Consider the following 13,046-nt stretch of genomic DNA (forward strand, 5'->3'; position numbering starts at 1 on the left):
CAACTTGGACTTTGTTTGAAACAAACATAACCAAAGGAGATATAGACATGACCATCTTAAATCATAAAATTGATTTTGCTGTTATTTTTACCGTAACCAAAGCAAACCCCAATGGTGATCCCCTCAATGGCAACAGACCGCGTCAAAACTATGATGGATATGGTGAAATTTCAGATGTAGCGCTTAAACGCAAGATTCGAAATCGGCTGCAGGATGCAGGTGAATCCATCTTTGTTCAATCCAATGATCGTAACACCGACGCATTCAAGAGTTTAAGAGAGCGCGCTGAAGCAAATGCTGCCTTAGCTAAGATCATGAAAGCCAAAGATGGTTCAAGCGAGGACTTTGCACAGTTGGCTTGTGAGGAATGGATAGATGTGCGCAGTTTTGGACAAGTGTTTGCCTTTAAAGGCGGCTCAGATAAAGGGGTTTCCGTTGGGGTGCGGGGGCCTGTGTCTGTTCATACAGCGACGAGTATTGCACCGATTGACATTACAAGTATGCAGATAACCAAAAGTGTGAACTCTGAGCCAGGGAAAGAGAAAGGTTCAGATACAATGGGGATGAAGCATCGGGTAGATTTTGGTGTATATGTATTTCAGGGCAGCATCAATACTCAACTTGCAGAGAAGACGGGCTTCACACATGAGGATGCAGAGAAGATCAAGCAAGCACTCGTTACATTATTTGAAAATGATGCTTCCTCAGCCAGACCAGATGGAAGTATGGAAGTGGTCAAAGTGTACTGGTGGGAGCACAACTCCAAGCTGGGTCAATACTCGTCCGCGAAAGTACATCGCTCCATGCGTGTCGAAGCGATAACTGATGAGCCAAAACAATTTACAGATTATCAAATTATATATACAGAGTTGGAAGGCTTAAAGGTAGAGATTTTTGATGGTCAGTAACGATGAAGATCAATACTTGATGCTGTCGGGGATACAACATTTTCGGTTCTGCAAGCGGCAGTGGGCATTAATCCATATTGAGCAGCAGTGGCAGGAAAATGTAAAAACGATCGAAGGACAGCATCTCCATCGGAATGCAGATAAGCCGTTCACAAGGGAAAAACGCGGGGAGAAGCTTATTGTCCGCGCGATGTCAGTGAAGTCGCATGTCCTTCAGATTACCGGCACTTGTGATGTGGTGGAATTTATTCGAGATCAACGCGGTGTGGAGATTCATGGGGCAGAGGGCAAATATTTGGCCTATCCGGTCGAGTACAAGCGCGGCAAGCCTAAGAAGGATGAGTCGGATGTGCTGCAATTAGCAGCTCAAGCCGTGTGCTTGGAAGAAATGCTGTTGTGCGACATTTCGACAGGGTATCTGTATTACAACGAGATTCGGCAGCGGGTTGAAATTCCGCTCACGGCAGAGTTGAAGGAATCGGTAAGACAGATCGTACGCGAGATGCAGGATTACTACAAGCGCAGATACACGCCTAAAGTAAAGACAGGGACTTTCTGTAAAAGCTGCTCGCTTCATGCCATATGTCTGCCTGCCTTGATGAATAAACGGTCGGTAAAGAGCTACATCGAAGGGAAGATCAAGGAATGAAACGGCTTCTAAATACGTTGTATATTACACAGCCGGACGTGTATTTAGCGTTGGATGGCGACAATATCGTTGTCATGAAGGAAAAAGAGAAGCTTGGCAGATATCCGCTTCATAATCTGGAAGCTGTCGTATCGTTTGGATATACAGGAGCAAGTCCAGCTCTAATGGGGTATTGTGCGGAGCGGGATATTTTTATTACCTTTTTAACGACAAGCGGGAGGTTCCTGGCACGAGTTATTGGACAAAGCAAAGGTAATGTTGTGCTGCGGAAAAAGCAGTATCTCCTATCTGAGGATGAAGTTCAATCAGCCAAGATTGCACGTAACTTCATATTAGGCAAGATTTATAATCACAAATGGATGATTGAGCGAATGACACGGGAATACCCGCTGCGCATTGATGTGGATCAGTTCAAAGAGGTGTCTCAACATTTATCCACGATTATAGCGGAAGTTAGGGTCTGCGAGGATTTGGAACAGCTTAGAGGCTGGGAAGGGCAAGCGGCGGTTCGTTATTATAAAATATTTGGTCAGATGATCCTACAGCAGACAGACGATTTTTATTTTCATTCCCGCTCACGCAGGCCGCCACTTGATCATGTTAATGCGATGTTGTCTTTTGCCTATACGTTGTTAGCCAGAGATACGGCTGCCGCTTTGGAGGCGGTTGGATTGGATGCTTACGTAGGGTTTCTGCATCGGGATCGACCTGGAAGAGCGTCTCTGGCCTTGGATATGATGGAAGAACTTCGTGGAATTTATGCAGACAAGTTTGTTCTCAGCTTGATTAATAAGAGACTTGTCAACAAGGACGACTTCTTTAAGAAAGAAAATGGAGCCGTTCTGATGACAGATGAGGCCAGGAAAACATTTTTGGCGGCATGGCAGCAGAGAAAGCAAGAGAAGATGGAGCACCCCTATTTAGGTGAAAAAATAGTCTGGGGCTTGGTTCCTCATGTGCAAGCGCTGTTATTAGCACGTTATTTGCGTAATGATTTGGATGAATACCCTCCTTTTTTATGGAAGTAGGTGGTATGATTGTTAGTGCTCATTACTTATGATGTTAGGACCACGAGTAGTGCTGGACAGAGACGATTACGAATGGTCTCCAAAATGTGTCAAAACTACGGCCAACGCGTCCAAAATTCGGTCTTCGAATGTAATGTAGACGCCGCCCAATTTGCCAGCCTGAAGTTACAATTGGTAGAAATGATTGATCCGAGGGAGGATAGCCTCCGTTTCTATCAATTAGGCAACAACTATAAAAATAAGGTCGAGCATGTTGGTGTGAAGGCATCAATAGATATGGATGCTCCCTTAATTTTGTAGTGCGGATGTGAGGTTCACATGAAAACCCCGGGGGTTCCGCACCAATTATCTTCTTGATAATTCCATTTATTCTAATTATTTATTTTTGATCTTGTTGCATTTGATTGTAAAATTCTTTTTATTGAGTTATTTGATCGATAAAGGCATGCTTTTAGGCACTTTTGATCAAATTTCGCTGTCGCACTCTATACGAGTGCGTGGATAGAAACGTGGAACAACATAAGACTATCCAAGGAGAGACATGGGAGTCGCACTCTATACGAGTGCGTGGATAGAAACATATAATGATGTTGTATTTATCTACCAACCCTCGGTCGCACTCTATACGAGTGCGTGGATAGAAACTTTAGACGCTCCCAATATCTCTCTATACGTGTCTCTGTCGCACTCTATACGAGTGCGTGGATAGAAACAATTACGAAAGGTTGATAATAATGAAGAGCGTTAGATAGTCGCACTCTATACGAGTGCGTGGATAGAAACTAAAATAGAATCTTGAATAGTGGTCAGAACTGAGGTCAGGTCGCACTCTATACGAGTGCGTGGATAGAAACTAATCCTTTATTTCCTGTTGCTTTGGCTGTCTCTAACGTCGCACTCTATACGAGTGCGTGGATAGAAACTGTTTAAGTAGGTGATTTTATGTTAAGACGTCTAGTCGCACTCTATACGAGTGCGTGGATAGAAACACGCTAGAGTGGATGAGGGAAGCATATCGTACGCTCAAGGTCGCACTCTATACGAGTGCGTGGATAGAAACGTTTAATTTACGAGCAATCAATGATGTACCTATAGAGTCGCACTCTATACGAGTGCGTGGATAGAAACTGGAAAATTTCGAGAATTGTGTATTTAGATGTTACAGGTCGCACTCTATACGAGTGCGTGGATAGAAACAGCACATCATACCGTTTTAATTTCGTACCGCTTCAAAAAGTCGCACTCTATACGAGTGCGTGGATAGAAACGCCGCGTGATACGCTGATGAAGTAACGGCGCTTGCCGTTGGTCGCACTCTATACGAGAGCGTAGAGCATGAGAAATAAGAGGACTATTAAATAGCTAACGACTATATGTAGTATGTAAGCGGAGGCAAAAATGAAAAAGATCTTGAAAAACTAATTACAAGTAGTATCTCAAAGAAGTCGAGCGAGGAACCTTGCAAATATTATTGTTAATCTTCTACTTGTTATATTTTTTCTCACAATCGGAATTACAAATGGCTATTTGAACCATGTACTAGTCTTATTGTTTGTTATATTAAGCAGTGTTGTTATGTGTACGAAAGTGTTGATTGCTCTTTATTATGTGATCAGGAAAGAAAGTTAAACTCCATTCTTACTGAAATGAGGTCCTCTTCCACAGAAAAACGGTATCATTTTGTGAAGAAATGGGTGCGATTCAGTTGTTAATTGATGAGACAGGGGACACGTTCCGCCTGATTACCACACCCTTTTAGCTATTGCTTATTCCAATTGAAGAGATCACAGAACGCTACATCTACTTTAAGCCATTCACTCCGAATCAAAATTAAACGAGAACTGGTTTCCAATTTTTAATGCTGATTTTACGATGAAATGTTCCATATTTACTTCAATTCATACAATGCGCTCCAGTCATCTTGAGTAAGATCTAGCTCCTTACCGTTTTGATTAACAATATAAATTTTCTCAGGTGGACTCTCTAGGCTTTTACCCGTGATTAACAGTTGGTGCCGTCCTTCGATTTTGTACTTTCTTATATATAATCCTGAACCGATATCCTCGAAAGAATACTTGGTGAAATCGCCCCAATTCAGTGATACGCCCTTTTCAGATAAGCTTTTTAATTCGTCTAACGAAATAAATTCACTTGGCCCTACTTCCCTATTACTTTGGCATGCTGAACAAATTATTACAACGAATAACAATGTCATTAAAAATTTAAAGCACTTTGCGAGTGTCATTAAATCCCCTCCCAATTTCCATATTTATTACTGGTAATCTATAAGAGGTGATCATCCATTATAATTGTAAATATAAGGAGTGTTGCTACAAATGGAGCCAGCAACGCGTGCAGCATAGTTTTTATTGTCTGCTTTGAAGCAGAATCCTTAACTCTTGATCAAATGGTCGCTTAGATTGAACATACAATCATGTCAATCTTTAAATTCGTAGTAAAGGTAGGTTTAATTTTGTGGCTAGTTCCTCTGCCTGACCTACCGTTGATTCGTTTGTATCTTCTGTTTCTAGTAGAAAGACTGCAATTGGATTTGTAGAAGGGTCATTAATTAGCACAATTTCATTATATGCCTGACTTCCATCTACGTCCTCAATACCGCATTTCTGTACTTTTTTTGAGGTGTTTTCAATTTCTTCAATGTGCATAGTTTTGCAAGCATAGGTATCTATATATTGTAAATACATATTTGCACCTAGCGGTATAGAAGTAAGCGAGAAAAATTCAGCATTTATAGATGTATGGAAAGGAAGCGCATCCGCATAGCAATCGGAGCTGCTAATGAGCAATACATTCTTTAAATATGGCTGATAAACAAACCCAAATTTCGATTTTTTATAAGTCCCTTGAAATTCGTCAGTAATTAGACTTGTAGAAATGATAGGGTTACTCTTGGCATTTTGAAGAGCAGTTTCAGTATTCGTGTTTATGGCGTGTACAAGAAATTTAAACTTACATCCTCGTCGATACTCATTGGGTTTTGTAAGTTGACTCTCCCACTTCCTTAATGTAATTTCTGCTAGAGGGTTTTCAATTTCATATTGAAAATTTACATATGCATTATATCGCGCTATAAAATCCTCGTCATCCATATTTAAATGGTGTATTATTGTTCTTCCAGGATCATGACTGTAAGAAAGTTCATCTTTTAGAGATGACTCTCTTCTAATTCTATCTTTTTTGAAATCAGAAAATTGCTCTTTCCTCCATTGAAAACGTTCACTAATTTTTTTAACAGATTCTACATCTTCAATGGTGAAGTTCCTGACTGTTCCGTCTAAAATCAAATTAATATTGAGCTCTGTCTGCTCTAACTTTCTTTCCAGACTCAAATCATTTAATTGAACGGAGTTAATAATTTCAGTTATATAACTGAAATCATTAAGTTGAATATTTTTTGAGCATGCTACCTTGTCTATTTTTTTGCGTCTCTCGTATAATAAGCTATGAATTATTGTCCGTTGAAACATAGTATCCATACACATCATATTTTCACCCTTAACAAAAAATATGGGGACAGTTTAGTCATAGATGATAAAATTGATATTACATTCAATTAATCAAAGAACCGTCCCTTAATTTTCACTAATTCCTCAACCAAACTCATTGCCTTCTAGCGAGAAATTAGGAATGTTACCCGTTGAAAATAGGAAAAATTGATAACTACTAAATGCCATATTTGTCACCTCAATAGTGAATGAGTACTTAATTACTATTCAAGGTATTTCCACGTTATCCTGCCCGATAGTGTAGCAAAAAAGGCATCCTTTAAACTGAGGCAGTTTAGTTTGTCTTGCAGCTGTAGAAGCGGATGTATGCAGCAATATCCCTCTTCAGATCCTCGAAGGATTCGTAGCTCTACAAATAATATTGTATTCTTTCACCTGTCTGCCGTAAGGGGAGTATATCACTTATTGGACCGCCCCTTTTGATTTTGGTTTCACAAAAATTAATTTCCCGAGATTCAATGAAACCCGTGATATATTTACCGAGTGGAGAGAGATAAAGGACTAGAGGAAGGTGGTCTGCAAAGTGAAAGAGAAGCTCGAGGACCTGCGATCCCTAATGAACGGATTGTATAGAGAAGGTACTAGCTTGACCGATGATAAGATGCTAAAGCTAAGTCAACGTTTTGATAAGATTGTGACCAACTATCATCGATCCACACAAAAACGGATTCCTACCGGATAGGTGATCCCATATTTGCGTCTAATTCTTCTTTTGTTGATAGGATGGCTACTTATATAGAGTTCTCTTCTCATATCTTTAAAATTATGAACCATGATATAAATCCAAAGTATCTATTTAGAAGCAATGCAAAGACAGTCCGTGGTTTCGGACTTGTGTAAAGCACTTTAAAAGATGCTTAATCGCAAATGTAGGCGTTATTTCGGTCCGCACAACTCCAACGTCAGCAGAACGGTCGTATTTATAAGCGAAAAGACATTATCACTTTAAATTGAGATCGTGTTGGTCAGAATGTAGAGCAAACTCAAGCTTGTTAACAACGTTGGGTTTATCTGCAATCTGAAAGCCACCCGTTAAGGTGGCTTAATTTGTTTTAAGCTGTTTTAACTGTTAATTCGTTTATTATTTTGATGAGCTAAAGTAATTAACGCAACATAGAAAGGCTGCACATTAAACTTTTTGCCAAATTCAAATCTGTAAGTTGCCGTCTGAATGCTGTTGGCCTTGTAGTAAGGCGACGTAATATAATGAATCGTAATCTCGCTATCATCCAAGCCGGTACCTGCCGACTCCATCGTCACTTCATATATTGAATTTAAGTGAATGGAAGCAACTCTCGTTTTTTTACCCGTCACGCCTTGGTGGTCAATCAATAATAATCTGTCATCTGTAATGATAAACGTGTCACGTACTAACCGAAAGCCCATTTCGATCTTTTCTTGTGGCATCAAATAAGGTCCATACTGATTGGTCAGATCCTGAATCGACACCTCTGAATAGTTGCCAAGTATACCGCCTAGAATTCCCACTGTAATTCCTCCTTGATGTGTGTAAAATGTGATGTCTTGCGATTGTGATATTCATACAAATTCCCTAGATAAACCCAATATCCTGCTTTGCTTCAAAAAAATGTACTGGGTGTACTTCTTGTTAAGCTGGTCAAATCATGCCACTATACCTCATTATGCATAGTCACAGAAGTATATCAAAAGGGTTTGTTCACGCAATGTTCACAAAAATCACACTGAGGTATGTTAAGGGATCTCATTTAAGAACAGTTGAAAACGCACACATTTCCATCCCTTTTACTCATGCAAACAAAATATTATATATACGCGATAAAGCATTTCTATCCCAGAGAATAGGCAGAATGCGTTCACATAACTGACAAAATCAATTATGATTTAGAATATAAAATTTAGTTCCGATCACTGAAATGAGACATCATGTGGGCGCATACACTTATTAACTCGTACGTATTCCGAATGTAATGTGTAAAGGAGAGAGGACAGATGACAGCAACAAAAGGTTTGGAAGGTATTGTTGCGGCGGCTTCATCGATCAGCTCGATCATCGATGGCGTGTTAACATATCGCGGTTATAATATTGACGACTTGGCTGAACACGCTACATTTGAAGAAGTCGTATATTTGTTATGGTATGGCAAGTTGCCGAACCAGGCAGAGCTTGCTGAGCTGCAATCTCAATTGAACGAGCATGCAGCGATTCCATCTGCTGTTATTGATCAACTTAAGCTGTTTCCGTCCGATGCGAACCCGATGGCGGTTCTTCGTTCTGCCGTGTCCGCACTTGCCTTATACGACGAATCGGCCAATGATATGAGTCATGAAGCAAATCTGCTGAAAGCCATTAAGCTGCAGGCTCAAGTGCCAACCGTTATTGCTGCACATGCGCGCATTCGCTCTGGTCATGAGCCGATCACGCCTTTATTAGGCCGCACGATCGCGTATAACTTCTTGTATATGATGAGCGGTCATGAACCTGATCAGGCTGCTGTAGCAGCTATGGACAAAGCGCTAGTCCTGCATGCGGATCATGAGTTGAACGCTTCTACATTTGCGGCTCGCGTGACGGTTGCGACGTTGTCTGACATTTATTCAGGCGTCACTTCTGCTATTGGTGCCCTTAAAGGGCCGCTGCATGGCGGTGCAAACGAGGCAGTTATGATCATGTTGGATGAGATTGGGTCGTTTGACCGTGTAGATGACTACATTCAAGCGAAGCTGGACAACAAAGACAAGATTATGGGCTTTGGACATCGTGTATACAAGAACGGTGATCCACGGGCGAAGCATCTGCAGAAGATGTCTGAGGAACTCGGCAAAGCACATGGCAATTTGGAATTGTACAATATGAGTGTTCGCATTGAGGAACTGATTACGGGACAGAAGGGCTTGAAGCCAAATGTTGATTTCTATTCCGCTTCGACCTACACGATGCTTGGCATTCCACGTGATCTGTTTACGCCAATATTTGCGATTAGCCGGATGTCCGGTTGGACTGCTCATATATTGGAGCAATATGAGAATAATCGGATCATTCGCCCGCGTGCAGAATACACGGGACCTTCCGGTCAATCCTTTGTTCCAATTGAAGAACGTTAATTAAATTGTAATATTTTTTTGAGAATGGTTGTCACTGTAAATGGCGGGTTGCTACAATGGAAGAGTAGCTCCCGTCACCTGTTTGTATGAATGCTGTCATAAGGGGCGGCAATAACCACTAGGAGGAACGTCTATTATGTTGCAATTAGACCAATTTGCACCACCAACAGAAGGCGAGAAAATTACGATTCAAGACGGTAAGCTGCAAGTGCCTAACCATCCGATCATTCCTTTTATTGAAGGTGATGGCACTGGCCGTGACATCTGGCGTGCATCAAAGCGCGCATTGGATGCAGCTGTTGAGAAAGCGTACAATGGCGAGCGCAAGCTTGGTTGGTACGAAGTATTTGCAGGGCAGAAGGCGTTTGACAATTATAGCGAATGGCTGCCTAATGATACATTGGAAGCGATTCGTGAATATATCGTAGCGATTAAAGGACCTTTGACAACGCCAATCGGCGGCGGTATTCGCTCATTGAATGTTGCCCTTCGTCAAGAGTTGGATCTGTACACATGCTTGCGTCCGGTTCGTTATTTTGCAGGCGTGCCATCCCCGGTTAAACGTCCTGAGCTTGTAGACATGGTCATTTTCCGTGAGAACACAGAAGATATTTATGCTGGTATTGAATATGCTTCCGGTTCTGATGAAGTGAAGAAGCTGCTTCAGTTCCTTCAACAGGAGATGGGCGTGAAGAAGATCCGTTTCCCAGAGACTTCTGGTATCGGCATTAAGCCTGTATCTTCAGAAGGATCGAAGCGCCTTGTGCGCGCTGCAATTGACTATGCAATTGCCCATGGCCGTAAGAGTGTAACGCTCGTACACAAAGGCAATATTATGAAATATACAGAAGGCGCGTTTAAGAACTGGGGTTACGAAGTAGCCGAGCAAGAATATGCCGAGCAAACCTTCACATGGGATCAATATGATCGTATTAAAGAAGAGCAAGGCGCCGACGCTGCAAACAAAGCACAGGCTGACGCACTTGCTGCTGGCAAGATCTTGATCAAAGATGCCATTGCAGACATCGCACTTCAACAAGTACTTACACGTCCGACTGACTTTGACGTCATTGCGACACTTAACCTGAACGGTGACTATTTGTCCGACGCACTGGCTGCACAAGTAGGCGGCATCGGCATCGCGCCAGGAGCTAACATTAACTACCTGACTGGACATGCAATCTTTGAAGCAACACATGGAACAGCGCCTAAATACGCTGATCTGGATGTAGTCAATCCTGGTTCGGTTATTTTGTCCGGCGTAATGCTGCTTGAACACTTGGGATGGCAGGAAGCGGCTGATCTCATTTATAAAGGTATGGAAGCTGCGATTAACAATAAGACAGTTACTTATGACTTCGCACGTTTGATGGAAGGCGCGACAGAAGTGAAATGCTCGGAATTTGCAGATCAGATTATCAAACATATGAGCTAAGGAGCGATTACAGAGATGGCAATTCGTCGCGGCAAAATTACCGTTGTTGGCGCAGGCTTTACAGGAGCGACAACAGCATTGATGATAGCGCAAAAGGAACTTGGAGATGTCGTATTGCTGGACATCCCTCAATTGGAGAACCCTACAAAAGGCAAAGCGCTTGACATGCTTGAGGCTAGTCCTGTGCAAGGCTTTGACAGCAATATCCTCGGCACTTCCAATTATGCGGATGCGAAGGATTCCGACATCGTTATCATTACGGCAGGGATTGCACGCAAGCCTGGCATGAGCCGTGATGATCTCGTCAGCACTAATGCTGGCATCGTCCGTTCTGTATGCGAGAACATTAAGACTTATTGCCCGAATGCTTATGTAATCATTCTGAGCAATCCGGTTGATGCGATGACATATGCGGCATTTGAAGCTCTTGGCTTCCCTAAGAACCGTGTTATCGGACAATCGGGTGTGCTTGATACAGCACGCTACTGTACCTTTATCGCACAAGAGCTGAACGTGTCTGTGGAAGATGTACGCGGCGTAGTATTAGGCGGACATGGCGACGATATGGTTCCGCTCGTTCGATATACAAATGTAGGCGGCGTGCCAATCGAGAAATTGATTCCGCAGGATCGCATAGAAGCTATCGTTCAACGCACACGCGTCGGCGGAGGCGAGATTGTGAATCTGTTGGGCAACGGCAGCGCTTATTACGCTCCTGCAGCTTCACTTGTTCAGATGACAGAAGCGATTCTGAAGGATAAGAAACGTATCCTTCCGGTAATTGCTTTGCTTGAGGGCGAGTATGGCTACGAGAATCTGTTTATGGGCATCTTGGCTGTAGTCGGTGGCGACGGTATTGAGAAAATTATCGATATCGAGTTAACAGCGGAAGAGAAAGCGGCATTGGACAAGTCCGCTCAATCTGTTCGTAACGTCATTCAAGTGGTTAATGGGTGAGTGATTTGTTAATATGTTGCTGAAATGAAACGAAAATGTTGCGTAAGTGTGACATTTGTTATAGAGAGTCGACTATTTTATAGTCGACTCTCTTTGTTTAAAGCGGTATATTTTAGTATAATAATGAAGATAGAGAACATATATAACCTGAACATGGAGGGAATAAAGATGTGGCAACCGTTTATGCTTGTACATATTCTTGGTGCTGTCCTGATGGGCTTCTATGCACTGGCACCATTCGTAGCGGGCAAGCTGAAGACCGTATCGGCAGCAGGACAAGAAGGCGTATTAACAAGCATGATTACAGCTAACCGAATCGCGCAATTTATGCTTATCGTGAATTTTATTACCGGCGGTTACTTGATGAGTCAAGGTAAGTACAGCTATGTATGGATGGGAATCGTTACTTTGCTGTTCTTGGCGATAGCTGCTTTTAGCGGAATTATGGGTAAAAAGATGAAGCTTGCGCTGCAATCTGTAAAGAACAATCAATCCAACAAGGCTGCTTTGGACAAAATTACGACGTTCAGTACGTTGATTTTTGTAATGTTTATCGTAACGGTTGTGTTGATGGTGTACAATTTCTAGCCGATATTCATCATCATGGCAAGTAAAGAGGGATGGCTACTATTTTGTAGACATCCCTTTTTCATTGATTCCTACTCGGACATTTCATCTAATGACATCGTAAAGCTTGGAGCAAGCGTGATCATGAAATAATCGACCTCGTCCATCTCCAACAGCTTTATTTTCCCCTCGATTTGCTGCTTGGCTACGACAAACTCCCGATTTCCAGAGGCAATTTCAAATGTACATTTTAAATAAGCATCCAGTAAATCCGCAGCTTTGACGTACTTCCGCAGCTTGTGTTCTTCCGTTGGATGAATAAGTGGCGTGTAGATGGACTTGAGCGCGGGCGGGATCATATCGACCAGTCGTTCCGCTGCCAAATGCTCGATCTCTCGAAAATTTGCCAAAATGCGTGGATTGTGATGCTTCACAGGTGTCGGGATATCTCCTGTAAATACTTCCGTGGCATCATGAAACAAGGCCATTGATACGGCGAGATTCGTGTCTACCTCTCGATGAAATATTTCATTGGCAATCGTGCACAGCACATGTGTGGTGAGTGCGACATGAAAAGAATGCTCTGCTACGTTCTCTTTTGTCGTATTTCGCATCAGACTCCAACGTTCAATGTGCTTTAATCGATACATATATGCATAAAAGTGATTATGTTGAGAGGGCTCCTGATCGAATCGATCGTGTAAATGAGCAGGTTTGCCTGTATCCATGCGATATTCCTCCCTTTCATAGTTAGATATTTAATATCCACCTATTGCTTACGGTAATATTGGGTATTAATTTTTTTTGGTACCGAGATAACGAGTTTTGTTCAACAGGTGTGACGAACTTAGCTGCATACCGATATGAGAAATGGCGTTCTCATGCTATTAT

At 42.1% G+C, this 13,046-nt stretch carries 13 protein-coding genes and 1 CRISPR repeat array; of the genes, 9 read left to right on the forward strand and 4 right to left on the reverse strand.

What is annotated here, in order from left to right:
* The first annotated feature begins 47 nt into the window (after positions 1-47).
* Genes cas7c through cas2 form a run of 4 tightly spaced genes read left to right on the forward strand, consistent with a single transcriptional unit; the run spans position 48 to position 2,885 of the window.
* Positions 48-908, forward strand: coding sequence for a type I-C CRISPR-associated protein Cas7/Csd2 (gene cas7c / locus QP775_RS15885; protein ID WP_239326343.1), 861 nt, complete (start codon positions 48-50; stop codon positions 906-908).
* Positions 898-1,557 (forward strand): CRISPR-associated protein Cas4, encoded by a 660-nt coding sequence (gene cas4 / locus QP775_RS15890; RefSeq protein WP_239326345.1) that lies wholly within the window; start codon positions 898-900, stop codon positions 1,555-1,557. The genes cas7c and cas4 overlap by 11 nt, the downstream gene beginning before the upstream one ends.
* Positions 1,554-2,585, forward strand: coding sequence for a type I-C CRISPR-associated endonuclease Cas1c (gene cas1c / locus QP775_RS15895; protein ID WP_285107474.1), 1,032 nt, complete (start codon positions 1,554-1,556; stop codon positions 2,583-2,585). The genes cas4 and cas1c overlap by 4 nt, the downstream gene beginning before the upstream one ends.
* A 9-nt stretch (positions 2,586-2,594) precedes the next feature.
* Positions 2,595-2,885, forward strand: a complete 291-nt coding sequence (cas2, locus tag QP775_RS15900; RefSeq protein ID WP_239326348.1) for a CRISPR-associated endonuclease Cas2 — start codon at positions 2,595-2,597, stop codon at positions 2,883-2,885.
* A gap of 177 nt (positions 2,886-3,062) precedes the next feature.
* Positions 3,063-3,853: a CRISPR direct-repeat array (repeat unit 32 nt; unit sequence GTCGCACTCTATACGAGTGCGTGGATAGAAAC).
* 620 nt (positions 3,854-4,473) lie between these two features.
* On the opposite strand, the gene QP775_RS15905 is transcribed toward cas2, so the two are convergent.
* Positions 4,474-4,830, reverse strand: a complete 357-nt coding sequence (locus QP775_RS15905; protein ID WP_285107477.1) for a hypothetical protein — start codon at positions 4,828-4,830, stop codon at positions 4,474-4,476.
* A 199-nt stretch (positions 4,831-5,029) separates the two neighbouring features.
* Positions 5,030-6,073, reverse strand: coding sequence for a hypothetical protein (locus QP775_RS15910; RefSeq protein ID WP_285107479.1), 1,044 nt, complete (start codon positions 6,071-6,073; stop codon positions 5,030-5,032).
* Between the two features lie 562 nt (positions 6,074-6,635).
* Between QP775_RS15910 and QP775_RS15915 the strand changes: the two genes are divergently transcribed.
* Positions 6,636-6,794, forward strand: a complete 159-nt coding sequence (locus tag QP775_RS15915; protein ID WP_239326354.1) for an aspartyl-phosphate phosphatase Spo0E family protein — start codon at positions 6,636-6,638, stop codon at positions 6,792-6,794.
* Between the two features lie 380 nt (positions 6,795-7,174).
* Here the strand turns inward: QP775_RS15915 and QP775_RS15920 are convergent, their stop codons facing one another.
* Positions 7,175-7,600, reverse strand: a complete 426-nt coding sequence (locus tag QP775_RS15920; protein WP_239326356.1) for a PH domain-containing protein — start codon at positions 7,598-7,600, stop codon at positions 7,175-7,177.
* 483 nt (positions 7,601-8,083) lie between these two features.
* Here QP775_RS15920 and citZ point away from each other — a divergent pair, with 483 nt between their 5' ends.
* The 4 genes from citZ to QP775_RS15940 all read left to right on the forward strand — a co-directional run bounded on the left by citZ (position 8,084) and on the right by QP775_RS15940 (position 12,176).
* On the forward strand, positions 8,084-9,196 hold the full coding sequence (gene citZ / locus QP775_RS15925; protein ID WP_285107483.1) for a citrate synthase: 1,113 nt from the start codon (positions 8,084-8,086) through the stop codon (positions 9,194-9,196).
* A 136-nt stretch (positions 9,197-9,332) separates the two neighbouring features.
* Complete coding sequence (gene icd, locus QP775_RS15930) at positions 9,333-10,631, forward strand: NADP-dependent isocitrate dehydrogenase (protein ID WP_285107485.1); 1,299 nt, start codon at positions 9,333-9,335, stop codon at positions 10,629-10,631.
* A 15-nt stretch (positions 10,632-10,646) separates the two neighbouring features.
* The gene (gene mdh, locus QP775_RS15935; RefSeq protein WP_239326362.1) at positions 10,647-11,588 is read left to right on the forward strand and encodes a malate dehydrogenase; all 942 of its coding nucleotides are present in this window, start codon (positions 10,647-10,649) and stop codon (positions 11,586-11,588) included.
* Positions 11,589-11,756: 168 nt separating this feature from the next.
* Positions 11,757-12,176 (forward strand): hypothetical protein, encoded by a 420-nt coding sequence (locus QP775_RS15940; RefSeq protein ID WP_285107488.1) that lies wholly within the window; start codon positions 11,757-11,759, stop codon positions 12,174-12,176.
* A 71-nt stretch (positions 12,177-12,247) separates the two neighbouring features.
* Here the strand turns inward: QP775_RS15940 and yfbR are convergent, their stop codons facing one another.
* Positions 12,248-12,883 (reverse strand): 5'-deoxynucleotidase, encoded by a 636-nt coding sequence (gene yfbR / locus QP775_RS15945; protein WP_285107490.1) that lies wholly within the window; start codon positions 12,881-12,883, stop codon positions 12,248-12,250.
* Between the last annotated feature and the right edge of the window lie 163 nt (positions 12,884-13,046).

The sequence above is a fragment of the Paenibacillus sp. UMB4589-SE434 genome (assembly GCF_030226685.1).
In the GTDB taxonomy this organism is placed as follows: domain Bacteria; phylum Bacillota; class Bacilli; order Paenibacillales; family Paenibacillaceae; genus Paenibacillus_B.